This is a genomic window from Enterococcus sp. DIV1767 (genome assembly GCF_050542585.1).
In the GTDB taxonomy this organism is placed as follows: Bacteria; Bacillota; Bacilli; order Lactobacillales; family Enterococcaceae; genus Enterococcus_D; species Enterococcus_D innesii.
Window position 1 is genome coordinate 1,213,651 of record NZ_CP172936.1, and the last position, 26,659, is coordinate 1,240,309.

A 26,659-nucleotide genomic window follows, 5' to 3' on the forward strand; every position below is an offset into this window, starting at 1 on the left:
AGGGCTTCAATGAAACAAGTGAGGGTATCAGGTTTGATTTTTCGTTTTTTTGTTGGATTAAAGTAAAGATTCCGCTCCATCAATATAGACTTCCGTTCCAGAAATATTGCCCGCAGCCTCTGAAGAAAGAAAAAGCACAAGGTTGGCGACTTGTTCTGGCACGCCTGTTTCTTGCTTTAATGGTCGAGAACGTTCTGGATATTTGACGGGGATCTCAACGCGAGCAACTTCTTCTTCAATTTCTGTGTTGGCATCGATATTCGTTGCGATCGCCCCAGGACAGATAGCATTGACCCGAATATTATAACCGGAAAGTTCCAGCGCAGCCATTTTTGTAAAGGCAACTTGTCCTGCCTTAGATGTACTATAAGCTGTCGCACCAAAATTGCTGAAGATGCGGTTTCCATTGACTGAACTCGTAATGACAATGCTGCCACCGTTTGTTTTCATAAAGGGAATGGCCGCTTTGACGGTAATAAAGGTACTGCGTAAATTTGTGTTGATCGTCTGATCCCATTCTGCCACCGTCAGCTCTTCGATCGGTGTCCAGGTACCGTTGATGCCGGCATTGACATGGAGTACATCAAGTCCACCTAGTTCTTCCACAAGACCACTCATTGCTTCTTGCAGCTTATCCGCTTCGGTGACGTCAACCGCTCGATAATGGGCTTGTGCGTCATAGTCAGCAAGAAACTCCTGCAGCTCCTCTTCGTTGCGATCAATCAACCCAACAAGAGCACCATGGGCTAGAAATTGTTCTGCCACCGCTTTTCCAATTCCTGAAGCAGCCCCCGTTACAATCACTCGTTTGTTTTTGAAATCATTCATTTTTTTCGCCTCCTTATAGTAAATTATAAAAAAGATCCCTTTTTTTGTCGAAAAAAGCGATCAGCGACCAGCACCAAACTCTTTCAGATGGGACACGCGAACGGTTAGCTTTCTAGTTTTACCTCCTGAGACCCCTTGTATCTAGTGGGAAAACAGATGTAATCGCCATTGATTTTGTAGTATAATGCAGACAGTGTGCAAGGAGGAATACAATGAAACCCATATACGCTGTGGTGGATCTTGAAACAACAGGAACCGATTCGACGGTTGATCGAATTATTCAATTTGGCTGTGTCCTAGTCCAAGATGGCAAGATCATCAATCGTTTTGCCGCAGATATCAACCCTGACCGCAGAATTTCTAAGCAAATTCAACGATTGACACACATCACAAACCAACAAGTAAGCAAAGCGCCATATTTCGAAGACGTAGCTGATACGATCTATAACTTACTCAGCAACACGATTTTTGTGGCGCATAATATTTATTTTGATTATCATTTTTTAAGCAATGAATTTGTGCGTTGCGGGCTGCCACCTTTATCACTTCCCGGAATCGATACGGTGGAATTGGCACAAGTGTTTTTACCAACAGAAAGCAGCTTTCGTTTAGGTGACCTAGCAGACAGCATTGGCTTTCGTCATGATAACCCGCATCAAGCAGATAGTGATGCAGAAGTGACCGCAGCTTTATTTTTGTATATCGAAGCGATCATGCGAGAACTGCCCCGAACGACCCTTAAACAAATTGCGCTTTTAAGCGGTCAAATGGGCATGCAAACGAGTGACTATATCCATGGGATCTTAAAAGAAAAAGGCCCAGAGTTGGCAGAAGATTTCGAAGTGATCGACGGTATCGTCTTGCGGAAAAAGACCGTTCCGCTTTTTGAAGCTACGCATTTTCAAGAAACGTATCCGAAAGTTAAAACGGAAAAAGAACAGCGCTTTGGGCAGCACTTAGTCTATCGGAAACAACAAGCACGCTTGATGAATGCAGTGTATACGCATTACACCCAGCCAGAGAAAAATCTGATCATTGAAGCCGAAACAGGCATGGGGAAAACCATCGGTTACTTGTTTCCAGCCGCCTATCTAGTGACACCAGAAAATCCATTGATCGTTAGTACCTCATCAATTCTATTGCAAAATCAAATCATCAACAAAGACATTCCTTTGGTAAACCAAGTACTGCAGCAACCTTTGCAAGCGGTCTTGGTCAAAAGCCATCGTCATTACATTGATTTGCAGCGTTTTAAAGCGACCCTTGATCAACCGGTAGAGCAAAAGCAATATGCGCAATACCAAATGGGGATCTTAGTTTGGCTAACTAAAACAGAGACGGGAGATTTCGATGAATTGAACTTGGTTCGACTTGATCATCCCTTATTTACCGACATCCGCCATCGCGGCGTTGCCTTTTTAGCCAAAGATCAACCCTTCTATGAACAAGATTTTGTCCGACATTTATATCAGCGGATAGCGCAAAGCAATGTTTTGATCGTCAACCATGCCTTTTTGATGCAGGAAAACCGGCGAGTGCAGCCGCTTTTGCCAGCGAGTGATTACTTATTGATCGATGAAGCCCAACAGTTGCCGCAGCAAGCAGAAGGCTTTAGTCAACATGTCTTTGACTCTGCTCACTTCAAGCGGCAGTTTTTACAGCTAAATGAAGAAGGACTATTTGAAGAAATTGCCCAAATCATTACCGAGGATGATTTTTTACAACGGATGTTCTCGTTGTACCGAAACGCGTTGTCGATCTTGGTCGAAACACAAGAACAGTATTTTCGCAGTTTGTCGATCGATGCGCCAGAGCTACAAGTCGTGCACCATGACGACCTCTACGATGGCACGTTAGCACAAGACAAGCTGCATCAGAAATTGATCCTTTACTATCAAGAAATCAATGAGATCCAACAACAGCTGCGTCAGCGATTCGAGTTGACCAATGATCGGTGGTATGCAAGACAACGAATCGTGATTGCCCGTTTATTGGATTTCTTTAGTCAAATGGAAACCCAGGAACAAACGGTGACCGCATGGTTGACTTGGTGGCATCCTCGTTACGTTCATTGGTTAAAAAAGCATCCCCAGTCAGGAAATGCTGTGATTGAGTTAGCTGATCTAGAAGGGCATTCGATTGTGGAAAGCACGTGGTATCAACGCTATCAGCACATCATTTATCTAGGGGGGACATTGAAGATCCCGGGAAATAAAGAATATTTTGCCCATCAGATCGGCTTGACCGATGTGCCAGTCAAAACGATTCCCGCTTTTTATGACTACAGCAAACAAACTCGACTCTATGTAGTTAAAAAAGGTCTCTCGATCCAACAAGCATCAGCTGCTGAATACGCGGATTATTTAGTCGAAGCGTTAGTCCCAATTTTGTTTGACAATCCGCAACCAGCGCTTGTGTTGTTTACGGCGCATGAAACTTTGAAAAATGTCTATGATCGATTGAATAAAAAAGCCCTGCATTATGGCAGAGAAATCGTTGCTCAAGGAACTGGCGGAACCCGTGAGAAAATCTTAAAGAAATTTTTATTAGCGGAAAATGGCATCTTATTAGGGACTAGCAGTTTTTGGGAAGGGGTCGACCTACCAGGTCAGGCCTTGAAGATCGCTGTGGTGACTCGCTTGCCTTTTGAGAATCCTAAGCAACCAATGGTCCAAGCACGGCATGCCTTCTTGGAAGCAGAAGGCATCGATTCTTTCAAAGAAGATGCCTTACCTAAAGCGATTCTACGGCTACGCCAAGCGTTGGGGCGCTTGATCCGTTCTGAAGAGGATACAGGCGTGATGGTCGTCCTTGATCGACGCTTGTTATCAACAAAGTATGGCAAACGGATGGTCAAAGGTCTACCCAAAAACTTGCCTCTGATTGAAGCCAGCCCAACCGAAATTGCCGAAGATATTCAACATTTTTTTGCGCAAGAGGAAAAAGCGGCGGTTGATTTTGAAAAATGAGTCAAACATCTGATATAATGAGTTTTATTTAAGATTGGAGTACGAAGTGTGAAAACAAAAGACAAAGAACATCGGCGAGTGATTATTTTGCTGAGTGCGATCACGGTTTTACTGATCGTTATTCTCTTCGCTTCTATTTTCTATCTCCGTTCTTCTCGTCCAATGCGACAAGCAAGAAACGAAGCGATCGAAATAGCAGAAAGATACACTGATTTAGCAGAGGTCGAACAATTCTATTGGTTCACCCGTGAGGAGACATCTTTTAGCATTGTTGGAAAAGATACGAATAACAATGAGATCGTCGTGATCATTCCTAAAAGCGGCGAAAAGGTTTCCGTTTATAATCAAGGGGATGGATTGACGGAAGCACAGGCCAAGGCCTTCGTTCGCGACAACCATCAAGGGCAGCAAATCCAAAAAGCAGCATTGGGTATTTTTAAAGGCGAGCCCGCTTGGGAAGTCATGACTAAAGACGACCAAGGTCGCTTGAACTATTATTTGATTGGTTTCAAAGATGGAGAAGAAATCAAAGCGGTCACTGAACTATAGAAAGCCGCTTATGATAGACAGAAATTTGGATCGTAGGAAGGATGATAAACATGGTACTTTCAAAAAGAGCAGAAAAATTAGAACCCTCCGCTACGTTAGCGGCATCTGCTAAGGCAAAAGCATTAGCAGACCAAGGTGTAGACGTATTAAGTCTAACCGTCGGTGAGCCCGACTTTATTACCCCGAAGAACATTCGCCAAGCAGCGATTGCAGCGATTGAGAGTGGCAAAGCTAGTTTTTACACAGCAACTGCTGGGATTCCAGAGCTAAAACAGGCGATTCTTGCTTATATGAAAGAGTTTTATGGTGCTGACTATGATTCAAACCAAGTGATCGTGACAGATGGCGCAAAATTTGCCCTTTATACGCTGTTTCAAGCACTCCTTGATGAAGAGGATGAAGTACTCATTCCAGTACCTTACTGGGTCAGCTATGCGGAACAAGTCCGTTTAGCGCAAGGGACACCTGTGTTTGTTGAAGCCAAACAAGCAGCTGATTTTAAAGTTTCTGTTGCTCAATTAGAAGCTGCTTGTACAGAGAAAACGAAAGCCATCATTTTAAACTCGCCTGCCAACCCAACAGGGACGATTTACTCAAAAGAAGAGTTAACGGCAATCGGCAACTGGGCAGTGGAAAATAATATTTGGATCATTGCCGATGATATCTATGGTCGTTTGGTTTATAACGGCAATACCTTTACATCGATCGCTAGCCTATCAGAAGAGATCCGCAAGCAAACCATCGTGATCAACGGCGTTTCTAAAACCTATTCTATGACTGGGTGGCGGATCGGATTTGCTGTCGGCGATGCAAAAATCATCAAAGCGATGGTCGATATCGCTTCCCAAGCTACCAGCAACCCGCCGGCTGCTAGCCAATACGCAGCAGTTGAGGCACTGACTGGTAATCAAGAATCGATCGAAGTGATGCGTCAGGCCTTTGAAGAACGCTTGAATAAACTATATCCGTTAATTGCCGCTATTCCTGGTTTTAAAGTGACGAAACCCCAAGGCGCGTTTTACTTGTTCCCAAATGTCAAAGAAGCCATGACAATGTGCGGTTATCAAACCATTGATGCCTTCGTAGAAGCTTTACTAATGGAAGCCCACGTGGCAGTAGTGACTGGTGCTGGTTTTGGCACACCGGATTATTTACGGATCAGCTATGCAACTGATTGGGACACGTTAGCGGAAGCTACCAAACGAATCCATGATTTTGTTGAAAAGAAACGCCAAAAAGCTTAAAATGCTCTATGGTGCCTTTATTAATTAGATAGGAGAGAATCAAGTGGAATCTATTCAAATTTTAGATGCAAAAAAACACGTTGGCGAAACCGTTCAAATCGGAGCATGGGTTGCTAACAAACGCTCTAGTGGGAAGATCGCCTTCTTACAACTTCGCGACGGAACAGCGTATTTCCAAGGAATCGTTGTAAAAAGTGAAGTAGGGGAAGAAGTATTCCAATTAGCGAAAAATCTAAATCAGGAAACTGCCGTACTGGTCACTGGGGAAATCAGAGAAGACAGCCGCTCAAAATTTGGCTATGAAATTGGCATTTCTGGTTTAGAAGTTGTCGGTGAAAGCCACGATTACCCAATTACACCAAAAGAACACGGAACAGATTTCTTGATGGACCATCGTCACTTATGGTTGCGTTCTTCAAAACAACATGCCATCATGCAAATCCGAAACGAAATCATCCGGGCAACGTATGAATTCTTCAACAAAAATGGCTTCATCAAAATCGATCCACCAATCCTAACCGGATCAGCACCAGAAGGAACGACTGATTTATTCGAAACCAACTATTTCGATCAAAAAGCATATTTGTCTCAGTCTGGTCAATTGTACATGGAAGCTGCTGCTATGGCGTTTGGCAAAGTCTTTTCTTTTGGACCAACCTTCCGTGCTGAAAAATCTAAGACACGTCGTCACTTGATTGAATTTTGGATGATTGAACCAGAAATGGCCTTTATGCATCAAGAAGAAAGTTTGGAAGTCCAAGAGCAGTACGTGGCATTCTTAGTGCAAAATGTGCTCGATAACTGTGACTATGCACTTGACGTCTTAGGCCGTGACCGTGAAGTCTTGAAAAAATACACCAAATTACCATTCCCACGAATCTCTTACGATGATGCAGTGGAATTATTACAAAAGCACGGCTTTGATGATATTCAATGGGGCGATGACTTTGGCTCACCACATGAGACCTTTATTGCCAATTCATTCGATCAGCCCGTCTTTATCTTAAACTATCCAAAAGCCATCAAACCTTTCTATATGAAGCCACATCCAACGAGAGAAGATGTCGTGATCTGTGCCGATATGATTGCACCAGAAGGCTATGGCGAGATCATAGGCGGTTCTGAACGTGCCATCGATCATGAATACCTGCTAGAACAAATCCGCGCCCACGGCTTGGACGAAAACGAGTACTCATGGTATTTAGACCTACGCAAGTACGGTTCAGTCCCTCACACCGGCTTTGGTCTTGGATTAGAACGGACCGTTACCTGGTTATCAGGAATCGAGCACGTAAGAGAATCCATTCCGTTTCCACGGTTGTTGAATCGGATTTATCCTTAAAGTTGACATAAGCTAGTACTAAAAAAATGGTGCTAGCTTTTTTAGTTTGAAAAAATACTGTGCCTTTTAGGTTGAAATTCCCACATTATAGCTATATATTTATATGGGTTATACGATAAGAATCAATTTTAGAAACAAAATAATAATAGAGGTAAAAAGAAAATGTGAGGAGTTTTTAAATGCTGAGTTTTTTTAAAAAATATCCATTATATATACAAATGTTTTTGATTTTATTTGCCAGTTTCATTTTAATTTTTCCGCAGTTATATCTGCGAGGAGTTATTATTGGTTCTGACGCTATCTTTCATTATAATCGCTTTTATGATGTAAGTGAGCAAATAAAAAATGGAAATTATCAATACTTTATATCAATGTATGGGTTTCAACAATCCGGACGAATCATCAACGCTTTGTATGGTCCACTATTTGCATATTTCCAAGGAATTATTGTAATAATTTCAAAATCGTGGTTTCAATATCAAATAATATCCAACTTTATACTTTATAATATTTCCGGTTTCTCCATGCTGATTTTCTTGAAAAAAATTAAAGTAAATGGTTGGATTTCTGCTGGATTCAGTATATTTTTTATGACTACTTATCCAATTCAATATTGGATAGATCAACAAGGTCTTTCAGCTTGGCCAGCTGCAATTCTTCCGCTGTGTATGATACCATTGATAAAATTAATTGAAGAAAAAAAACTAAGTGTTATAGGAACCTCAGTGGCAATTAGTGCTATGTTTCAAGTCCATGTTTTATCGACAATCTTCTTAGTAATGGTTTATTTCTTCTTCTTTATATATTCTTTTTTGACAACAGATAAAAAAAAATCGCTATTGAAAGAATTAATTATATCAATTTTTTCATTTTTGTTACTAACTACTAATGTATGGGTAAATATGATAGATGTTTATCTAGGCAATAGATTAGTTTCGCCTTTTTTAAATGAACATATGGAGAATAATACGATTACAGCCAATAGTTCATATTGGGTTGAGTATCCTAAATTTCTTCCGGTTCTTTTTGCAGTTCTATTCTGTGGAATACTAAATAAGAAATATAAATTTGAACCTTTTTTGAAAATAATAGTGGCAATTGTTGCTTTATTTACTATTCTTTCAACAAATTTTATACCGTGGAAATTTCTATCTAGCTTGGAGAACCCTATTTTAGGGCTTATACAATTTCCGTTTCGTTTCGTTATAACCTCAATAGTTTTGTTATTAATAGGTTTGGCAATAATGATGCGATACTATAAAGGTGCGAGAATAGCAAATCCATTTTACTTAGCTATATTACTATGTTTAAGCTTAGTTCAAATAAATTATATGAATACGAGTAAAATGATTAAATGGCATCAAAGTGACACTGCTGTAAATACTAGAGTAAACTCGTTTGTTTTCGAAGATGACGAATTCAAAATGAAAAATCAACTTTTTTCAAAAGATAAACAGGAGCTTCTTTTGAGCTTTCAGAAGTCTACGCCAGATTACCTTCCTTTATATAATGATGATAAAATAAGCAGATATGGGACCTATGGAGACGAAATCATCCAAAAAAATCATTTTTTCGAAAAAAGCGTGGTTAATGGTAAACTACAGGTTACTTGGAAATCCAATTCAAACAAAAGTATAAAAATTCCGATTATCAAATATAAACGAACAAATTTGATTTTAAATGGCAATTCTCTTTCAGATGAAGACTTCGATGTCAATACAATAGGAGTTGTAACAGTGAACCAGGTTAAGGGGGAAAATAATCTTATAGTATCATATAATAATCCTTGGTTCTTTTCTATTACAATAATAATTCCTTGTATTGTGTTGCTATTTTTCATAATCGTAACCTTAATAAAAAAGTATAACTTTCATTTATCATAAAAGAATTGTTACCCATCCTAATGACTATATGACGGTTTTGTTACAAATATTTTCTTTTTTTCTTATATCGGTTAGAATAAGGGTTAGTGTAAAAGAGGCGATTACAATTATAAATTATATAAAACCTTTGGCTAAGACAATTTACTTATTGCCAATTAAATGGTTATCGAAAGTAAAACGAAAAAAAAATAAGCATATCGTATTTTTATTAAGTTTCCCCTCTTCAAGTGAGTATATTTTGGATAAATTGATAGAAAAATATAGAGGAAGAGTGATTATCTGCTATACAAAGAATTGTGCTGAACTGGCTCAAAGGTTTTCTATTCAGGGTAATCGAACTTTATCGATTGATTCTTTATACGACTTATATACTAAGGTGATTCCTGTTCTAGGTTCAAGTAAAATGATTTTATGTGATAATTATTTTCCTTTACTTGCTGAATTTAACTTCGATAAAGAAGTTAGTGTAGTACAACTTTGGCATGCGAATGGTGCTATAAAAAAATTTGGGTTAGAAGCAAATTATGTATCTAGTGAATCGAATATTGATAAAAAAAGATATCAAGCAGTATACAATAGATTTACTCACTTGGTAGTTAGTTCTCCAATGATGGCTAAGATTTTTTGTAAGAGCTATGCTAAAAATTATGGTATATTACCTTTTGGGTATCCTTTAACTGATCAATATTTTAGTCATCAATTCAAAAACGAACTAAAATTTGATTTTATAAAAAAACCCTTGGTTCTCTATGCTCCAACATATCGTGAGACTGAAAGAGATCAATCATTTAGTTTAGAAGAGTTTATAAAACAAATCCCATCGAACTTGCAATTGATTATCCATCCGCATCCGCATGATAATTTTATAAGAGATCAATTAGCTGATTTTCCTGAGATTATTCAGCTTCCTAAAGGTGTGTCTTTAACATCTATCCTTCCATATGTTGATTATCTAGTAACAGATTATTCATCTATTCCTTTTGAATATTCATTAGCAAATCCCAATGGGCAAATTATCTATTTTTGGTATGATTACAAAACTTATAGTACTAAGGTTGGAATACAAGAGTTATTTGAAAAATACGTAACAGGGACAATTGCTTATAGTCATAGTGATCTTAAAAATTCGTTTTTAAAAGAAAATAAATCAGATTTAAAAGAGTTTAATTCCATTTGGAATACTTTTGCAGATGGAAGAGCTATGAAACAACTAATAGATTGGATCGATAAACAATATGAAAACTGAGTTAATTATGGGGATCCCAGTAGACAATCTTACGTATCAAATGATTTTAAGTGATCTTCCGTACTACTTGTTAGAAAAGAAAAAGATGACTATCATTAGTGTTAATCCTCAAATCATAATTGAGGCTAAGAGGTTTCCTGAAGTGATTGATTTGATAAAAACTAGTACACATCGTATTCCTGATGGTATTGGGGTTGTCTTAGTATCAAAATTAACAGGTGGAAATATTAGGGAGAGGGTTGCAGGTTTTGACTTGATGTTAAAGCTATTGGAGTATGCTAATGTAAATGGGAAAAGTGTTTTCTTTTATGGTGCAAGAATAGAAATCCTTAAAGACGCTATTGCCAATATTGGCTCCACTTATCCTAAAATTAATATAGTAGGCGCAATTGATGGGTATACTAATCTAAGTGAACAAGAAATTGTTAGGGAAATCAACAAGTGTAAGCCTGATTTTCTATTTGTTGCATTAGGTTTTCCAAAACAGGAGCAATGGCTATCTAGGAATATTAACAAGTTGAATGTAAGTATCTTTCAAGATGTTGGTGGAAGTTTTGATGTTTTAAGTGGACATGTGAAAAGAGCACCACAGTTTTTTATAAAATATAATTTGGAATGGATGTATCGTTCACTAAGCAATCCATCTAGAATTGGAAGGATTTTTCAATTGCCCTCCTTTCTTTTTAAAAGTTTGTGGTGGAATTATAGAGGAGTTGACAAACATAAAAAAGATAATTAGTTATCTCTACGGTAAACTTTTTAATTTTATCGCTTCGTATTTTTCCGTTAAGAAAAATACGATTCTTTTTGAAAATTTTAATGGCAAGCTCCCTGGAGACAATCCCTATGCAATTTATAACGAATTTATAAACAATATAGACTGTAACGATTGGTATGTTTATTGGGGAATCAAAAAAAAATATTTAAGTATAGCTCAAGAGAGATTTCCTGAGATTAACTTTGTTGTTCGTTTTTCTATTAAATGGTTATTTTTAGCTCCCAGATCTAACTTTTGGGTATTTAATGCCCGAATGCCAATTTGGTTAAAAAAGAACAAACAGACTGTGTATTTTCAAACCTGGCACGGTACACCCTTAAAAAAATTAGGATTAGACATTCAGAATGTTTCTATTCCAGGTACAACGAATGAATCTTACAAAGAAAGTTTTATAAAAGAGTCAGAAAGATGGGATTTCTTGATTGCACCGAATGATTATTCGAAAAGGATTTTTATAAAAGCTTTTCAATTTAAAAATGAGTTTCTTGAAATTGGTTATCCAAGGAATGATCATTTGGTTAAATATGGTAGTAATAATGAAATTAAAAATATATTGAAAAAGAAAATTTTGGGTAGAACTAATGGCAGGGTGATTCTGTATGCTCCTACTTGGAGAGACGACTATTACATTAGTAAAGGAAATTACAAATTTAAGATGCCTTTCCAATTAAATAAAGTTTTCGATTTGATGAATGAAGATGATGTTTTAATCCTAAGGCCGCATTACTTAGTAGAAGACTCAATTGACATTAATGGGTATGAACAGAAGGTCTTTATTAATAGCTCAGAAGATATTAATAATTTATATTTAATCTCTGATTTTTTAATCACTGATTATTCATCTGTAATGTTTGATTTTGCAGAGCTTCGTAAACCGATGTTATTCTACGCTTATGACTTAGATCATTACGAAAGAGAAATCCGTGGATTCTATATTGATTATATAAATGAACTACCAGGAGCTATCTCCACAAATGAAGAGGACTTTTACAAGCAGTTTAAATTTATGATAAATATGACCTCAAACTACTCAATTATATTTTCAAAAAAATATTCGAACTTTTGTGATAAGTACTGTAGAAGAATGAGCAAAAGTAGCGAAGCAGTTGTAAAAAAAATAATGGAATTTTAAGAACAATTGAATTAAGGAGTTACACTACAATGGTTAGAATACTTAATAAAAAAGTAAGGAAAGTTTTGAAGAAAAAAATAGATAAAAAATATGAATTTCAGTATTTACATTTTATAAAAAATAAAAAGATTAATAAAAACGTTATACTTATTGAGTCTACTCACGGAAGAGATTTCAGTGGGCATGTTTATTATCTTACAAAATATCTTTCGAAAAATTTTAAAGATTTTCAACTAAAGATTGCGATTCAAAAAGACAAGAAAGACTGGATAAAAAATTTACTCGACGTTGAAGTAAATTGGACTAATATTGAATTAATTGAATACAATTCGAAAGAATATGTCTATAATTTAGCTACTGCTGAATTTTTAATTAATGATACGACATTTTGGAGTTATTTTAATAAAAGACCTGAGCAAATCTACATTAATATTTGGCATGGAACCCCTCTGAAATGTTTAGGCAAGGCAATGGAAGTTGACGGTTTTGGGAATGTTCAAAAAAATTTCATGGCATCAAACTTTCTTGTAGTTAGTAATGACTACACTAAGGAAAAGATAGCAGAGAATTACAATTTGAAAAATATTTCAAGTACCAATATTGTGGTAGCACCTTCTCCAAGAAATAGTATCCTTTTTGATAATACTAAAGGATCAGATGTCCGTAATAAAATCGATGTCTCTAATGAGAGAATATACTTTTATATGCCTACATATAGAGATGTAGGTACTTCTGTATCTTTCATAGAGGAAATATTGACTTCTTTCGAAAGAGAACTTAAAGACAATGAGAGATTATTCATAAAGCTTCATCCTTTTGATGCTGAGAAACTCAGTATTGACTTAAATAACTTTAAAAAAGTTAAGTTATTTCCAGAAAACGTGGAAACATATGAGTTTTTAACTGCTGTAGATGTGTTAATAACTGATTATAGTTCTATTATGTATGATTTTTTATGCAGCGGTAAAAAGACTGTTTTATTTACTTATGATAAAGAAGAGTATTATTTAAATAGAGGCCTATATGAAGATATTGATAATTACCCTTTTAAACAAGTAAAGACTATAAATGAATTAATAGAAGAGTGTAGAGTTGATGAATCAGAAAGTTATTCTGGCAATATTACTTCATTTAAAGAAAAATTCATTGGTAAAGATAATATTAAAGGAACGGAACAATTAGTTAAATTTTTGTTTAACAAAGAAAATAATGATAGAATACATCAATACTCTTTAAGAAACAGTAAAAAAAATATAGTTTTATACGCGGGTGCTTTATGGGATAATGGAATTAGTAGGGCTTTTTTTAATACTATTGAAGCAATCGATTTATCAGAAAATAATTATATTCTTTTTGTTAAAGATCGTTCTGTAAAAAAAGAACATAAATATAAATTGGCTGAATTGAAGATTCCATATATTTTGAGTTCCGGTGTAACTCAGTACACTTTTTTGGAAGGAATTTTAACATATTTTTATTTAAATACTGAGTGGTTTGGAAAAAAAATCGCAAAAAAACTTATTGAAAAAAGTATTTTTAAAATGTATAGACTGGATTTTCGACGTATGTTCAACAATCTTGACATAGATCAATTTATTCACTATACAGGTTTCGAACGCGCAATAGCAACTATGACAAGTGCTATTTCTAAATCAAACGTTAAAACTACAATATTTTATCATACTGATATGTTTGAAGAATATAAAGCAAAAAAAAATGTGAATATGAAAGTTTTAGGATCTACGTATGAAAATGTAGATCAATTGGTCTTAGTTAATTCCGAATTGAAAGATAGATTGTTATTGAATTATCCTAGCTTAAATAATATATATGTTATGGATAATTTCTTAGGTTTTAAAGAGATAAGAGATGCAAGTAACGAATCAATTTTTACTTCTCTTTTGAATGTACCATTGCAATATGGATACTCAGAACATATTTCTGATAGAATAAAGAGTGATTTAGGGATAAAAACTCAGACAGAAAATGTAGGATATCGTAAAATATTTAATGTGGTGAAAACACATGAACTAAGTCGAGGTGGACTTTTTCCCAATATTGAAAATAATTCTGATGAGCTTTTAAAAGCTTTTCAAAAAGCGGCTGAAGTTCATCTAGGTATTGGAGAGAAGATAGATTTCACTTTAAATGAAATAGGATATATTTATGGTGTTACTAAATTGCGATTAATTGATGATTTGCTAAATCCTAATATTAAAGTTTTTATCAATATTGGTAGATTTGATTTACAAAAAGGTCATGATCGATTAATCGAGTCTTTTGTAGAAGTAAATAAAAAATTTCCAAACACACGTCTTGTTATTGTAGCTCCTCATGGACCATTAAAAAAGCAGACTATTGCAAAAGTAAGAGAAAGTGGTATCAAAGAAAAAATTATTATTTTTGGAGGAATGGATAATCCCTATTCTTTACTTAAACTATGTGATGCATTTATTTTTACTAGTCTGTATGAAGGCTTAGGGTTGGTAGTATTTGAAGCATTGGCCGTAGGAACAGATGTTATCACTGTCGATATTCCAGCAACCACTCAATTCTTAAAAGATGGTTCTTCAAATGAATTACCGGCACTAATTGTACAAAATAATGTAAGTAGTATAATTGAAGGTTGGATTTTTTATATGGAAGGTTATCCCATTCTAGGGAAATATGATTTTGAAAAACAAGAACAACAGTCTCTTGCAGTATGGAATAGCTTAGTAAAATAAGGTTATTTATATTTAATGATTTCAAAAATATTAAAATCATTCCACTCCTCCTAACTTTCGTGTATAATGGTACAAGCCAGTATTACGAAAGTTAGGAGGAGTTGTTTTGAGTAAACAACATCCAGAGGATAAATCCTTTAAAGACGAAGTATTAGGAGCTTTAAAGCAACCTCAATCAGATCAAACCCAGGAAGACCAAGGTTTGAACGAGCGTCCTATTCAACAGCCTCAAGAAGAGGTGGGTTCGCGAACTGCAAGTGGAAAGACCAAAAATAAAAAAGCAAAGCAAACTGCTGCAAGTCGTAGGGCAGCAGCGGAAGAATTACCCATAGCTGAAGGTGGAGAAACGCAATTGCGCAAGCAGCAACGCAAAAAAGAAGACCGAATTGTCAATCGGATCGTTTTGATCGTAGTTCTTGCTTTGCTCGTTATCGGTGGAGTTTTAGGATTTTCAATGTATCGTTATGTATCATCCGGGCTACAGCCTTTGAATCCTGATGACACGGAAACTGTCGCTGTTGAGATTCCTAGTGGATCGTCCAACAAAGCAATTGGAGAAATATTGGAAGAAGACAATATCATTAAGAGTGGTATGATCTTTAACTATTATACGAAATTCAATAATTTAACTGGATTTCAAGCGGGAAATTATCAGTTTGCGCCAAGTATGACATTGGATCAAATAGCGAAGATGCTACAAAATGGCGAAGGATCGGTCACCTCTGACGCCAAAGTCACCATTCCTGAAGGATTTGATGTAGATCAAATCGGTGATGCTCTAGCGGAAGCAACGAATATCTCGAAAGATGATTTCTTAGCTTTGATGGAAAGTGACGAGTTCTTTGAAAAAATGAAAGCAACCTATCCTGATCTTTTAGCAAGTGCCGGCGATGCACAAGGTGTACGTTACCGACTAGAAGGATACTTGTTCCCAGCGACGTATGACTACTATACAGGGAATACCCTAGAAGAAGTCGTTACTCAAATGGTGGATAAATCAAATGCGGTCATGTCGAAATATTTCGATCAAATCGCTCAAAAAGAAATGACCGTCCAAGAAGTTCTTACTTTAGCATCACTTGTTGAAAAAGAAGGTAGTAAGCTAGAAGATCGTAAAAATATCGCACAGGTATTCTTCAATCGCTTAGCAATTGATATGCCGCTGCAATCGGATATTTCGATTCTATATGCGTTAGGCGAGCACAAAGAGCTAGTTACTTATGAGGACACTCAAGTTGACTCTCCTTATAACCTCTATGTGCATACTGGCTACGGACCTGGACCATTCAACAATCCAAGTGAAGCAGCGATCCAAGCGGTCTTAGATCCAACACCGAACAACTACTATTATTTCGTTGCTGATATTCATACTCAAGAAGTTTACTTTGCAGAAACCTATGAACAGCATATGCAATTAGTGGAACAATACGTAAACAATACCTCAAATTAAATTTTCATAGGTTTATAGTTTACATTTAAAAAAAAGCATGGTAATCTTTTGTGGACTCATCGCAAAAGATTACCTTTTGCGATTTATTAGAAGTTACTAAAAGGAGAAAAGAACTATGGTAGAAAAAGTTTACCCAATGACACTTGAAGGAAAAGAAAAGTTAGAACAAGAATTAGAAGAATTGAAAACGGTAAAACGCGGTGAAATCATTGAACGTATCAAGGTAGCCCGCAGTTTTGGCGATTTATCCGAAAACTCAGAGTATGAGTCTGCCAAAGATGAACAAGCGTTTGTCGAAGGTCGAATCACTACTTTAGAAAATATGATTCGATTTGCAGAAATCATTGATAATGAAGGTGTCGACTCTGATGAAGTTTCCATCGGAAAAACAGTGATTTTTGTGGAGTTGCCTGATGGTGACGAAGAAGAGTACATGATCGTCGGCAGTGCTGAAGCAGATCCCTTTTCTGGTAAAATTTCCAATGATTCACCAATCGCTCGTGCTTTGATTGGGAAAAAAGTCAACGATGAAGTGACGATCTCAACGCCAGGCGGAGATATGCAAGTAAGAATCACAGAAGTAAAGAAAAGCTAATCGTTTGATCGCTAGGTAAATCTAGTTGACCCTGTTGTTCATTCTCCGTTAGGGAAATTGATCATACAGGGTCTTTTTTCGGACCAGCGACGGATGAACAAACCCTTTTTTTCAGGTATGATAGAGTAGAATTACTAGGAGGAGGAGCTTGAATGAAAAGTCCTTGGCGTTTTTTCTTTATTGTTGAAGCGCTCTTACTGCTTTTTGCGGTATGGCAAATTTTATCTAATCCGCCATTATTATTTTTATTAATACTTGGTGTGACGTGCTTGGTTCTGGTGAACCGAAGTGAGCGCAAGAGCAATTTTAAAAATTTCTTGATGGTCTCAAGTTCCATTGCTATTTTGATCAGTTTGTTAAATAGTCCAGCATTGTGGCTGATGCTGATTTTTGCGATTTTATTTATTGGATTAAAAGGAGTCGAGATTACCGGAATCGATTTGACTAAAAATTCCTTCTGGCGCAAAAAACAAATGATCATCGTTGAAACCGAAGAACCAAAGGCGGATCATCCGTTGAAACAAAAACAGCAATGGTTAGGCAATGAACGAATTGGCAGTCAAGTTTATGAATGGGACGATATCAATTTAGATATCTTGACGGGAGATACTTTCATCGATCTAGGCAACACGCTGTTGCCTAAGAAAGAAAATGTCGTGATCGTACGAAAAGGCTTCGGCAGAACTCGTATTTTAGTGCCTGCTGGCATAGCAATCAAATTAGAGCACAGTACTTTTATTGGCTCCGTTATCTTTGAAGGTGAAGAAACGAGCTTGAAAAATGAAAAAGTGACAATCTACAGCCCCGATTATGGCGAAAATAGTCGGCGTTTGAAAATTTTAACGAATACCCTTGTTGGTGATGTTGAGGTGATTCGGGTATGATCGGGAAATTTTCAAGAGGCATGATCGCGTTTTATGCAGGCTTAGCAAGTTTTTTTACCATGATTTTGATGTTGTTCTCCTATTTGTATGCCAGTGGGAAAAATAATTGGCTGATAGAAGTCTTTCAAATCAAACTTTTTTTCATTCCTATCGTCTTTCACTTGCTTGTAATATCTGCATTGATTGCTTTAGCTGTCTTCTTACTGATTTCTTTTTTCCGCAATCGTCAATACGGTCCGGTGGAAGAAAAGCTAAGACTGTTAGCCAGCGGCTATATCGATAGCCCTTTATTGGAAACAAAGATCCCCCATGCGTCTGAAAACCATTTGATTGCGAATGTGGATCGTGATATTGCTAGTATCCAATCGAAGATGAAACAGATGTCGATGGAATTGCAGCAATTGAATGCGAAACCGCAGTTTGTTGATGGTCAGACGAAAGAAGAGATTTTAGAAGCAGAGAGGCAGCGTTTGGCACGTGAATTGCACGACTCTGTTTCTCAACAGCTGTTTGCCGCCATGATGATGATGTCTGCACTGAATGAGCAAGCGATTCGAACAGATGCTCCAGAAAGCCAAAAGAAACAGTTAGCGATGGTCACAGACATTATCAATGCTTCGCAATCTGAAATGCGGGCGCTCTTGCTTCATCTACGACCTGTTACTTTGGAAGGGAAGAGTCTAAAGCAAGGAATCGAGCAATTGTTAAAAGAATTAGAGACAAAAATCAAAATTTTGCTAACTTGGGATATTGAAGACTTTACGATGCCCAGCTCGATCGAGGATCAGCTTTTTCGTGTGATCCAAGAACTCTTGTCTAATACCCTCCGTCATGCTAAAGCCGATGAGTTGGAAGTTTATTTGCATCGCATCGACAATAACGTGTTGTTGCGGGTGATCGATGACGGGGTTGGCTTTGATCCACAGGATCAAAAGGCCGGCAGCTATGGCTTAATGAATATCCGAGAACGGGTGAGTGCCGTTGGAGGTACGTTGAAAATTATTAGTTTTAAAAAGCAAGGAACCAGCATTGAAATCAAAGTTCCACTGTTGAAGGAGGCATAACGGATGATAAACGTGTTGTTAGTTGATGACCATGAAATGGTTCGTCTGGGGGTATCTTCTTACTTATCGATTCAAGACGATATAGAAGTGATTGGGGAAGCGGAAAATGGCCGAGTAGGGTATGAAAAGGCCTTGGAGCTGCGACCAGACGTGATTTTGATGGACTTAGTGATGGATGAAATGGATGGGATCGAATCTACGAAATTGATTTTAAAGGATTGGCCGGATGCAAAAATCATTATTGTCACTAGTTTTATTGATGATGAAAAAGTCTATCCTGCAATTGAAGCGGGTGCGGCCGGTTACCTGTTAAAGACGTCTACTGCTCATGAGATTGCAGAAGCCATTCGTGCCACCCAGCGAGGCGAGCGGGTCTTAGAACCCGAAGTCACCACGAAAATGATGGATCGTTTGACGAATCGGACACCGATCTTGCATGAAGATTTGACGAATCGGGAACAAGAAGTGTTACTGTTGATCGCCGAAGGAAAGAGCAACCAAGAGATTGCGGATTCACTCTTCATTACGTTGAAAACAGTGAAGACACATGTGTCAAATATCTTATCAAAATTAGAAGTAGAAGATCGTACACAAGCGACGATATATGCTTTTAAACATGGTTTGATAAAATAAAATCTTAATAATCATACCTCCTCATGGCAAGCAGGGGAGGTTTTTGTTATACTAAATAATGATCTGGCAAACAAAGGAGCGTTTGTGGTGAAGCAAAATTATGCAATTATTGGATTAGGCCGTTTCGGTGGAAGTATTTGTCGTACGTTGATTGAATCAGGTCAAGAAGTGTTGGCCATCGATAGCAACGAAGATCGGGTGAATGAGTACATGAATATCGCCACCCATGCGGTGGTTGGTAACGCACAAGATGAGATGACGTTACGCTCGTTGGGTATCCGTAATTTTGACCATGTAATCGTTGCGATCGGTGAGGATATTCAAGCTAGTATTTTGGTGACCTTGATGGTCAAAGAAATGGGTGTTCCTAATATCTTAGCGAAAGCCCAAAACGAATACCATGCCCGTGTACTGGAAAAACTCGGCGCAGACCGTGTCGTCCATCCTGAACGTGATATGGGGATTCGCATCGCCCATAATCTAGTTTCCAAAAATATCTTAGATTATATTGAACTATCTGACGAATTTTCTCTAGCAGAGATTCGCGTGTCCAATCCACGCTTTTTCAATAAATCCTTGATTGAGCTGAATTTTCGACAAAAGTATGGTCTGACAGTCGTTGCGATTCGTCGGGGACCAGGACAAGTGATCGTTTCGCCTGATGCAGAGGCAATCGTGCGTGAAAATGACAATTTACTCGTGATCGGCAATACAGATGATGTAGATATACTCGATGAACATATGAATGATTAGGAGTGAAGAAAATGAACTTAACAATAAGTCCTGAAGCAATGCAATGGTTCAAAAAAGAGTTGGTGGTAGACCAAGGAAGCGGGATTCGTTTTTTTGGAAAAATTTATGGCAAAACACAAGTGCATGACGGATTTTCCGTGGGGATGTCAGTCGATAAACCAGAACGTCCGATCGTTGAACGAACCATTGACGGCTTGCTTTTTTTTATTGATGAAGCGGATGAGTGGTTTTTCAAAGGCTATGATCTGACAGTTGATTATGATCAAACGTTAGATGAACCCAAGTATGATTTTAGTGAAGAGAAAAAATAATATGAGTTTGGTCAAATGATGACCGATGTAACTCGATTGGCTCTAGGAGATGAAACCGATGTTATCAATTGTTGTACCTTGTTTTAATGAAGAGGCGAGCTTGCCGATATTTTTTGAGGAAACAGAAAAAGTGAAGAGACAATTAAATATGCCCTTTGAATATATTTTTGTCAATGATGGCTCTTCAGATCAAACACTACCTGTTTTAAGAGAGTTATATCGTGCCCACCCCGACAGTGTTCGCTATTTATCTTTTTCGAGAAACTTTGGCAAAGAAGCTGCACTTTATGCAGGCTTACAAGCGGCGAAAGGCGATTTTGTCACTGTGATGGACGCAGATCTACAAGACCCGCCGACATTACTGCCAGAAATGTTTGCGATGCTGGAAGCAAAACCAGAGCTTGATTGTGTGGGGACTAGACGGGCGGATCGCAAAGGAGAACCGAAGATCCGTAGTTTTTTCTCAGATGCTTTTTATAATATTATCAATAAGATTGCCGATACCGAAATGGTAAATGGTGCTCGAGATTTTCGCTTGATGCGCCGTAATATGGTAGATGCCGTTTTACAACTGTCAGAATACAATCGCTTTTCCAAAGGGATCTTTAGTTGGGTCGGCTTTGATACAGAATACATCGCGTATGAGAACCGGGAACGAGTCGCTGGTGAGACATCGTGGTCATTTTGGAAACTATTTCAATATTCGATCGACGGTATCGTCAACTTTTCGGATACCCCTCTGAACATTGCTTCGTTTATTGGTGCGCTTTCCTGTTTTGGCTCTCTGATCGCATTGATCTTTATTGTAATCAGAACCTTTATCTTTGGTGATCCAACAACTGGTTGGCCATCGATGGTCAGCATTTTCTTGTTTGTGGGCGGTTTGCAATTGCTTTGTTTGGGGATCATCGGGAAATACATTGGGAAAATTTTCTTAGAAACCAAAAATAGACCCTTATATTTCTTGAAAGAAACTGAAAAAGACCAAGAAAAACAACGATAAATTAAAAGTGTACAATCGGAAGGTTTCGCCTCCAACTGTACACTTTTTTTGCGGAAAGAATTTGTTAGTAGCCTTTATCCAAGTTTATCTCATTTTTTTCAAGTTCTTGTTTCGCCAAAAATTGTTGGAGATTCGCTAAGAAAATGGCCATAAATGCCTTTTGAAAATGGGGGGTGTGCCCTGAGATATGAGGAGTAATCAACAGGTTTTCGGTATGCCATAGTGGATCATTTTCTGGTAGAGGTTCCTCTTCAAAAACATCTAGTGCGGCAAATGCCAGCTGCTTTTTCTCTAGGGCTTTTGCTAATGCAGTGGTATCCACACTTGGCCCGCGGCCGACATTATAAAAGGAAGCACTAGGTTTCATTTGGGCAAAAAAAGCTGCATCATACAAGTGAGTGGTTTCTTCCGTCAGAGGAAGGATGTTGATGACGCAATCGGCAGTTTTTGCGCAAGCGTGTAAGTCAGATAACGCAAACGTTTTTTCAAAACCCGCCACCTCATGCCCGCTAGTATTGATACCAATGGGACTTACACCAAAAAAGGTCAATACTTGAGCTAACTTTTGGCCAATTTGTCCCGTACCAACGATCAAAATCTCTTGGTCTGACAATTTTGTATAGGGGATTGTATTTGGTGACCATTGCTGTTTTCTTTGTTGTTGGATTGCTTGGAAAATCCCGCGGTTTTCCATAAATAGTAGAGCCAATAGATGGTCTGTAATCGATTCAGCATGGATGCCGCTACCATTAGATAAGCGAATGCCGTATTTCGCAAACTCTTTTAAGGGTAAGGTGTCTACGCCAGATGAAATTGCTTGGACCCATTTCAAATTTGTTTTCTCCGTTAGTAGGTAGTCCTTCCATTCGGGCTTCCAACCGATGGTAATTTCTACTTGTGACCAATCAATTGCTTGGTCCTTTCTGTACACAAGAAATTGATAGTCTTTTTCGATTTGTTTCACGTATGTGTCGCGAAACTCTCGAGTGGCTAAGATTATTTTTTTCATTGCCAAGCCTCCTTTTAACTTAAGTGTAGCAAAGAATGAGAAAAAAACCATGTTCAAGGAATTGAACATGGCCTAGATTAGGTTTTAAACTGAATTTTTGGAGACTGTTTGACCCCTTGTGTGAATAAGAATAAAGAACCAAACAAAATAAAGGTGGTTGCATCGAAGGAAGGCAATAGTAGTTGTACGATTACACTAATAAGCGTAGGCAATGCAGCACTTACGATCAGAATCTTTAAATTTTCAAAGAAAGTATAGGAGAATCGTTTTAATCTTGTATAGATCGTTGCAATAAAGGTCCCCATCACTAAGGTGATCAGCAAGCTGACAAATGATGGATACAATGCAACAAAAAAGACAATGAGTTTGATTAGCCAGGGGATCGCTTGATTTGATAGCGCTTCTCGAATCGCCTGACCGTTAAGATTGCGCAGCGCAGGCTCACTGTAATCAAATTCTAATTGATTAGAATCTAACATTGACGTCGATAAGCCAGAAGAGGGGATACGGATGACCAGCTGATCTTTTAACAAGGCAACAGCGATGACAGAGCCAGTGACATCAGATGCAATATCTGCTGGCGTACGGTTGCCATCTGGATCGAAAGTAAAGATGATCGAATCGGTTTGATAAATGAAACCTTGCGTACCCGGCGCTGTAGCAAGCTTGCCATTTTCGATCGTAAAATCTGGGATCGATTCTCCAATTTTTTGTCCGTCTGCTTGTACATCGCGAAAGACACCTAATACATTGATGGTCATCGGTACCGCGATAAGCACGGAGGCGCTTAATAGAAAAACGATTACTTTGGAAAATTCTGCTTTTTTGACAAATTTTAAATCAGGTATTCGGAAAAAAGCAATTTTAAATAGTTGGACGATAGTCATTTGCTGATGAACTCCTTTGTGGTATAACTAGAGTAATTGTAACGAAGGGTTCTTTGAATTACAAGGAATTCACAAAAAAAGAACCAATAATCGAATGAATGAATAAATAAAGAAATGAAAGTAGGCAAAAGAATGCAAAAGTACAACGAATACAAGCAGTTCTTGCAGCAAAAAAAGTTGTGGGAGCCGATTACGTATTTATTTTTTGGTGGATTAACGACTGTAGTCAACATTGTCGTCTACCTCGTTTTTCGTGAAGGATTTGGTTTTTATTACCAGACAGCGAATGTGATTTCCTGGATTGCTTCTGTTTTGTTCGCCTACTTTACAAATAAGTTATGGGTCTTTGAAGCAAAAACCGAGACAAAGCAAGAGTCATGGGCGGCATTTGGGAAGTTCATTTTCTTTCGCGTCTTATCATTAGGCTTAGATATGCTTTGTATGTATCTATTTATTTCAATTTTGGCAACCGGCGATCTAGTTGCCAAGCTGGTCACCCAAGTTGTTGTTGTTTTGGCAAACTATGTGTTTAGTAAATTTTTGATTTTCAATACGAAAAAAAGTGAGAAAAAGTAAGCATATTTTTTGAACAAAGTCTGATAGTCTGATAATGTTACTTATGTAAACATTATCATTGAGGAGGAATTTTTTTATGACTTACACATTACCAGATTTACCTTACGCATACGATGCATTAGAACCATACATTGATGAAGAAACGATGCATTTGCATCATGATAAACACCATAATACTTATGTAACAAACTTAAACGCAGCGATTGAAAAACATCCTGAATTAGGTGAAAAAACAGTTGAAGAATTATTAGCTGACTTTTCTTCTGTGCCAGAAGATATTCAAACAGCGGTTCGTAACAATGGTGGCGGCCATGCCAACCATACGTTCTTTTGGGAAATCTTAGGCCCAAATGCTGGTGGCGAACCTACTGGAGCCATCAAAGAGGCAATTGACGCAGCTTTCGGCAGCTTTGAAGACTTTAAAGAAGAATTCAAAACTGCAGCAACCGGACGTTTTGGTTCAGGTTGGGCATGGTTAGTCGTGAAAGATGGCAAATTAGCAATCACATCAACAGCGAATCAAGATTCACCATTGATGGATGGCCAAACGCCTGTTTTAGGTTTAGATGTTTGGGAACATGCGTATTACTTGAAATACAAAAATGTTCGTCCAGATTACATCAATGCTTTCTGGAGTGTTGTTAATTGGGACAAAGTAAACGAATATTTCGCAAAAGCTTAAACAATTTACTAGAAAGAAGCCTGCTAAAAGGCTTCTTTTTTTGTGGATAGAAAGAATCGTTTTGATATTGCTAACGCTTACATAATCAGCTATAATAAAGGCGACGGAATCGTCGGATTATAATTATTGGAGGCTTTACACACTATGGAACATGGGAAAGTAAAATGGTTCAACAACGAAAAAGGGTTTGGTTTTATTACAGTTGACGGTGGCGATGATGTATTTGTTCACTTTTCTGCCATTCAAGGAGACGGTTTTAAATCACTTGAAGAAGGTCAAGAAGTTGAATTTACGATCGTTGAAGGTGCCCGCGGACCGCAAGCAGCGGAAGTGACCAAAGTCTAAATCTGAACGGAAAAGCTGAGTAAGCCCTCAGCTTTTTTAATTTGCTATTTCTCGCCATATTTGGTATCTTCAATACATTAGTAAGATTAAGAAGCGAAGAGGGATAAGAATGAAACGAGTAATCACTTACGGAACATTTGATTTATTGCATTATGGACATATCAATCTTTTGCGTCGTGCAAAAGAGCAAGGCGATTATTTAATCGTGGCACTATCAACGGATGAATTTAATTGGAACGAAAAGCAAAAAAAATGCTACTTTTCTTACGAGAAAAGAAAGCAATTATTAGAAGCGATTCGGTATGTGGATCTAGTGATTCCTGAAGAAGGCTGGGCACAAAAAGTTTCCGATGTCAAAGAATATCATGTGGATACCTTTGTTATGGGAGATGATTGGGCTGGCAAATTTGATTTTATTCAAGAAGAAACAGCTGCTGAAGTGATTTATCTAGCACGAACTCCGGAAATATCAACTACTCAAATCAAAAAAGATTTGAAACTTACCAATTAAAAGGACTATTATAAAAAGCATCTTTTACAGATGTTTTTTTTTGTTGAACGCAACTTCAAGAAATTAAGATTTTATTACTAGTTTTTCATTGATTATTTGTTCAGAACACAAAATATGGTATGATGATTTGTGAGTTGACTCGATCAATTAGAAATTCTATGAGAATGGATGAAGAAAGTGGAAAAAGAAATCAAAGTCCGTGCAACTTTAGTGACGAAAGAATACGACTTATATAAAAAGAAAGCGGATAAAGTAAAAGCATTATTCAAATTCTATCATCGCAATGTTCCTCGATTTTGGGCCTTAAAAGGGGTCAGCTTCGATGTGAAAGCCGGCGAATCAGTAGGGATCATTGGAATCAATGGTTCTGGGAAATCAACTTTATCCAACGTGATCAGTGGGATTATCCCACCGACATCTGGTACGATGGAAGTAAATGGTGACACCTCGATTATCGCGATCGGTGCGGGGTTGAAATATCAACTGACCGGACTAGAAAATATTCGGCTTAAAGCCCTGATGTCTGGAATGACTAATAAAGAAATTGATGAAAAGATGCCTGAAATCGTGGCCTTTGCTGATTTGGGCGACTTTATCAATCAACCAGTTAAAAGCTATTCCAGTGGGATGAAATCACGGTTAGGCTTTGCTATTGCTGTTCATAATGATCCAGATATTTTAGTTATTGATGAAGCTTTGTCTGTCGGTGATGAAACTTTTTATCAAAAATGTGTGGATAAAATTATGGAATTTAAAGCAGCTGGAAAAACCATCTTTTTTGTCAGTCATGCTTTAGGACAGGTAGAAAAGCTTTGCGACCGGACGATTTGGATGCACTATGGTGATTTACGGATGTTTGGTCCTACTGAAGAAGTAATGGCTGAATATCGCAAATTCATTGATTGGTTCAAAAAGCAGCCAAAGAAAGAGCAAAAAGCCTATCAAGACAATTATAAAGAAGACCAGAAAGCCTTTAATTTGGAGAAATTAGCAGAAAAAAGTCGTGAAGATCACTTCTTGCAACAACAAAATCTTTCGGACCAAATGATTCAAAAAAACTTGAAACGTACACCTTTAGGGGAAAAAATGAGCTGGCTAACTAAAGGGATCCTAGGTTTGGTAGTAGCCGCAACGATATTTTGTTCGCTGGTTTCTTTTAGTGGGCGTTCGATTACTTACGCAATTAAGAATCCTGTTGAGACGATCAGTCAAGTTTTCAAATAAAGAAGATGTTTCTTTATTTAGTTCATATAGAAAAG

General features: G+C 37.6%; 25 protein-coding genes. 22 read left to right on the forward strand and 3 right to left on the reverse strand.

Annotated features, from left to right (window positions below; translation table 11 throughout):
- Nucleotides 1–57 precede the first annotated feature (57 nt).
- Nucleotides 58–828: an SDR family oxidoreductase gene (locus IGI78_RS05910; protein WP_081118747.1), complete on the reverse strand. Its 771-nt coding sequence runs from the start codon at nt 826–828 to the stop codon at nt 58–60.
- 212 nt (nt 829–1,040) lie between these two features.
- Between IGI78_RS05910 and IGI78_RS05915 the strand changes: the two genes are divergently transcribed.
- From IGI78_RS05915 to IGI78_RS05995, 17 genes are all read left to right on the forward strand, one after another.
- Nucleotides 1,041–3,797 (forward strand): helicase C-terminal domain-containing protein, encoded by a 2,757-nt coding sequence (locus tag IGI78_RS05915; protein ID WP_140965415.1) that lies wholly within the window; start codon nt 1,041–1,043, stop codon nt 3,795–3,797.
- A gap of 48 nt (nt 3,798–3,845) precedes the next feature.
- Nucleotides 3,846–4,346, forward strand: a complete 501-nt coding sequence (locus IGI78_RS05920) for a DUF5590 domain-containing protein (protein ID WP_086292801.1) — start codon at nt 3,846–3,848, stop codon at nt 4,344–4,346.
- Between the two features lie 50 nt (nt 4,347–4,396).
- Nucleotides 4,397–5,590 (forward strand): pyridoxal phosphate-dependent aminotransferase, encoded by a 1,194-nt coding sequence (locus tag IGI78_RS05925; RefSeq protein WP_140965417.1) that lies wholly within the window; start codon nt 4,397–4,399, stop codon nt 5,588–5,590.
- A gap of 43 nt (nt 5,591–5,633) precedes the next feature.
- Nucleotides 5,634–6,932: an asparagine--tRNA ligase gene (gene asnS, locus IGI78_RS05930; RefSeq protein WP_140965418.1), complete on the forward strand. Its 1,299-nt coding sequence runs from the start codon at nt 5,634–5,636 to the stop codon at nt 6,930–6,932.
- 179 nt (nt 6,933–7,111) lie between these two features.
- Nucleotides 7,112–8,815: a hypothetical protein gene (locus tag IGI78_RS05935; RefSeq protein ID WP_223080166.1), complete on the forward strand. Its 1,704-nt coding sequence runs from the start codon at nt 7,112–7,114 to the stop codon at nt 8,813–8,815.
- A 28-nt stretch (nt 8,816–8,843) separates the two neighbouring features.
- Nucleotides 8,844–10,061 carry a CDP-glycerol glycerophosphotransferase family protein gene (locus IGI78_RS05940; RefSeq protein WP_229045585.1) on the forward strand — a complete coding sequence of 406 codons (1,218 nt, stop codon included), beginning with the start codon at nt 8,844–8,846 and terminating at the stop codon, nt 10,059–10,061.
- On the forward strand, nt 10,051–10,800 hold the full coding sequence (locus tag IGI78_RS05945) for a WecB/TagA/CpsF family glycosyltransferase (RefSeq protein WP_170924076.1): 750 nt from the start codon (nt 10,051–10,053) through the stop codon (nt 10,798–10,800). The genes IGI78_RS05940 and IGI78_RS05945 overlap by 11 nt, the downstream gene beginning before the upstream one ends.
- The gene (locus tag IGI78_RS05950) at nt 10,712–11,971 is read left to right on the forward strand and encodes a CDP-glycerol glycerophosphotransferase family protein (protein WP_430618542.1); all 1,260 of its coding nucleotides are present in this window, start codon (nt 10,712–10,714) and stop codon (nt 11,969–11,971) included. Before IGI78_RS05945 ends, IGI78_RS05950 begins: the two co-directional genes overlap by 89 nt.
- A 29-nt stretch (nt 11,972–12,000) precedes the next feature.
- Entirely contained in the window at nt 12,001–14,697 is a 2,697-nt protein-coding gene (locus IGI78_RS05955) for a CDP-glycerol glycerophosphotransferase family protein (RefSeq protein ID WP_430618543.1), read from the forward strand.
- 106 nt (nt 14,698–14,803) lie between these two features.
- Nucleotides 14,804–16,147 carry an endolytic transglycosylase MltG gene (gene mltG, locus IGI78_RS05960; RefSeq protein ID WP_086292795.1) on the forward strand — a complete coding sequence of 448 codons (1,344 nt, stop codon included), beginning with the start codon at nt 14,804–14,806 and terminating at the stop codon, nt 16,145–16,147.
- Nucleotides 16,148–16,262: 115 nt separating this feature from the next.
- Nucleotides 16,263–16,742, forward strand: coding sequence for a transcription elongation factor GreA (greA, locus tag IGI78_RS05965; RefSeq protein WP_005229556.1), 480 nt, complete (start codon nt 16,263–16,265; stop codon nt 16,740–16,742).
- A 152-nt stretch (nt 16,743–16,894) separates the two neighbouring features.
- Nucleotides 16,895–17,626, forward strand: a complete 732-nt coding sequence (gene liaF / locus IGI78_RS05970; protein ID WP_010749367.1) for a cell wall-active antibiotics response protein LiaF — start codon at nt 16,895–16,897, stop codon at nt 17,624–17,626.
- Complete coding sequence (locus IGI78_RS05975) at nt 17,623–18,690, forward strand: sensor histidine kinase (protein WP_077452577.1); 1,068 nt, start codon at nt 17,623–17,625, stop codon at nt 18,688–18,690. Before liaF ends, IGI78_RS05975 begins: the two co-directional genes overlap by 4 nt.
- A gap of 3 nt (nt 18,691–18,693) precedes the next feature.
- Complete coding sequence (locus IGI78_RS05980; RefSeq protein WP_077452576.1) at nt 18,694–19,323, forward strand: response regulator transcription factor; 630 nt, start codon at nt 18,694–18,696, stop codon at nt 19,321–19,323.
- A gap of 87 nt (nt 19,324–19,410) precedes the next feature.
- The gene (locus IGI78_RS05985) at nt 19,411–20,076 is read left to right on the forward strand and encodes a potassium channel family protein (RefSeq protein ID WP_005229566.1); all 666 of its coding nucleotides are present in this window, start codon (nt 19,411–19,413) and stop codon (nt 20,074–20,076) included.
- An 11-nt stretch (nt 20,077–20,087) separates the two neighbouring features.
- Nucleotides 20,088–20,387 carry a HesB/YadR/YfhF family protein gene (locus IGI78_RS05990; RefSeq protein ID WP_077452574.1) on the forward strand — a complete coding sequence of 100 codons (300 nt, stop codon included), beginning with the start codon at nt 20,088–20,090 and terminating at the stop codon, nt 20,385–20,387.
- Nucleotides 20,388–20,445: 58 nt separating this feature from the next.
- Nucleotides 20,446–21,390, forward strand: coding sequence for a glycosyltransferase family 2 protein (locus tag IGI78_RS05995; protein WP_176285423.1), 945 nt, complete (start codon nt 20,446–20,448; stop codon nt 21,388–21,390).
- Between the two features lie 64 nt (nt 21,391–21,454).
- On the opposite strand, the gene IGI78_RS06000 is transcribed toward IGI78_RS05995, so the two are convergent.
- Both IGI78_RS06000 and IGI78_RS06005 read right to left on the reverse strand, forming a co-directional pair.
- A complete protein-coding gene (locus IGI78_RS06000; RefSeq protein ID WP_195265906.1) occupies nt 21,455–22,450 on the reverse strand; it encodes a phosphoglycerate dehydrogenase in 996 nt (331 codons plus the stop codon).
- A gap of 26 nt (nt 22,451–22,476) precedes the next feature.
- Complete coding sequence (locus IGI78_RS06005) at nt 22,477–23,286, reverse strand: DUF1189 domain-containing protein (protein WP_195265724.1); 810 nt, start codon at nt 23,284–23,286, stop codon at nt 22,477–22,479.
- 132 nt (nt 23,287–23,418) lie between these two features.
- On the opposite strand from IGI78_RS06005, the gene IGI78_RS06010 reads away from it, so the two are divergent.
- The 5 genes from IGI78_RS06010 (at nt 23,419) to IGI78_RS06030 (ending at nt 26,624) form a co-directional block, all read left to right on the forward strand.
- Nucleotides 23,419–23,862 carry a GtrA family protein gene (locus tag IGI78_RS06010; RefSeq protein ID WP_034878673.1) on the forward strand — a complete coding sequence of 148 codons (444 nt, stop codon included), beginning with the start codon at nt 23,419–23,421 and terminating at the stop codon, nt 23,860–23,862.
- A 76-nt stretch (nt 23,863–23,938) separates the two neighbouring features.
- The gene (locus IGI78_RS06015; protein ID WP_081119170.1) at nt 23,939–24,544 is read left to right on the forward strand and encodes a superoxide dismutase; all 606 of its coding nucleotides are present in this window, start codon (nt 23,939–23,941) and stop codon (nt 24,542–24,544) included.
- A gap of 144 nt (nt 24,545–24,688) precedes the next feature.
- Nucleotides 24,689–24,889 (forward strand): cold-shock protein, encoded by a 201-nt coding sequence (locus IGI78_RS06020; protein WP_005229578.1) that lies wholly within the window; start codon nt 24,689–24,691, stop codon nt 24,887–24,889.
- Between the two features lie 109 nt (nt 24,890–24,998).
- Nucleotides 24,999–25,400, forward strand: a complete 402-nt coding sequence (gene tagD / locus IGI78_RS06025; RefSeq protein WP_081119169.1) for a glycerol-3-phosphate cytidylyltransferase — start codon at nt 24,999–25,001, stop codon at nt 25,398–25,400.
- A gap of 168 nt (nt 25,401–25,568) precedes the next feature.
- A complete protein-coding gene (locus IGI78_RS06030) occupies nt 25,569–26,624 on the forward strand; it encodes an ABC transporter ATP-binding protein (protein ID WP_081119168.1) in 1,056 nt (351 codons plus the stop codon).
- Nucleotides 26,625–26,659: the final 35 nt, after the last annotated feature.

What these genes read in the sequence shown, in the direction of transcription:
- IGI78_RS05980 (WP_077452576.1), top strand. Translation starts at nt 18,694, where the DNA reads ATGATAAACGTGTTGTTAGTTGATGACCATGAAATGGTTCGTCTGGGG.
- greA (WP_005229556.1), top strand. Translation starts at nt 16,263, where the DNA reads ATGGTAGAAAAAGTTTACCCAATGACACTTGAAGGAAAAGAAAAGTTA.
- IGI78_RS06010 (WP_034878673.1), top strand. Translation starts at nt 23,419, where the DNA reads ATGCAAAAGTACAACGAATACAAGCAGTTCTTGCAGCAAAAAAAGTTG.
- liaF (WP_010749367.1), top strand. Translation starts at nt 16,895, where the DNA reads ATGAAAAGTCCTTGGCGTTTTTTCTTTATTGTTGAAGCGCTCTTACTG.
- IGI78_RS06005 (WP_195265724.1), bottom strand. Translation starts at nt 23,286, where the DNA reads ATGACTATCGTCCAACTATTTAAAATTGCTTTTTTCCGAATACCTGAT.
- tagD (WP_081119169.1), top strand. Translation starts at nt 24,999, where the DNA reads ATGAAACGAGTAATCACTTACGGAACATTTGATTTATTGCATTATGGA.
- IGI78_RS05925 (WP_140965417.1), top strand. Translation starts at nt 4,397, where the DNA reads ATGGTACTTTCAAAAAGAGCAGAAAAATTAGAACCCTCCGCTACGTTA.
- IGI78_RS05945 (WP_170924076.1), top strand. Translation starts at nt 10,051, where the DNA reads ATGAAAACTGAGTTAATTATGGGGATCCCAGTAGACAATCTTACGTAT.
- IGI78_RS05935 (WP_223080166.1), top strand. Translation starts at nt 7,112, where the DNA reads ATGCTGAGTTTTTTTAAAAAATATCCATTATATATACAAATGTTTTTG.
- IGI78_RS05955 (WP_430618543.1), top strand. Translation starts at nt 12,001, where the DNA reads ATGGTTAGAATACTTAATAAAAAAGTAAGGAAAGTTTTGAAGAAAAAA.
- IGI78_RS05910 (WP_081118747.1), bottom strand. Translation starts at nt 828, where the DNA reads ATGAATGATTTCAAAAACAAACGAGTGATTGTAACGGGGGCTGCTTCA.
- IGI78_RS06000 (WP_195265906.1), bottom strand. Translation starts at nt 22,450, where the DNA reads ATGGTTTTTTTCTCATTCTTTGCTACACTTAAGTTAAAAGGAGGCTTG.
- IGI78_RS06030 (WP_081119168.1), top strand. Translation starts at nt 25,569, where the DNA reads ATGAAGAAAGTGGAAAAAGAAATCAAAGTCCGTGCAACTTTAGTGACG.
- IGI78_RS05915 (WP_140965415.1), top strand. Translation starts at nt 1,041, where the DNA reads ATGAAACCCATATACGCTGTGGTGGATCTTGAAACAACAGGAACCGAT.
- IGI78_RS06015 (WP_081119170.1), top strand. Translation starts at nt 23,939, where the DNA reads ATGACTTACACATTACCAGATTTACCTTACGCATACGATGCATTAGAA.
- IGI78_RS05995 (WP_176285423.1), top strand. Translation starts at nt 20,446, where the DNA reads ATGTTATCAATTGTTGTACCTTGTTTTAATGAAGAGGCGAGCTTGCCG.
- IGI78_RS06020 (WP_005229578.1), top strand. Translation starts at nt 24,689, where the DNA reads ATGGAACATGGGAAAGTAAAATGGTTCAACAACGAAAAAGGGTTTGGT.
- IGI78_RS05990 (WP_077452574.1), top strand. Translation starts at nt 20,088, where the DNA reads ATGAACTTAACAATAAGTCCTGAAGCAATGCAATGGTTCAAAAAAGAG.
- IGI78_RS05940 (WP_229045585.1), top strand. Translation starts at nt 8,844, where the DNA reads ATGACGGTTTTGTTACAAATATTTTCTTTTTTTCTTATATCGGTTAGA.
- IGI78_RS05975 (WP_077452577.1), top strand. Translation starts at nt 17,623, where the DNA reads ATGATCGGGAAATTTTCAAGAGGCATGATCGCGTTTTATGCAGGCTTA.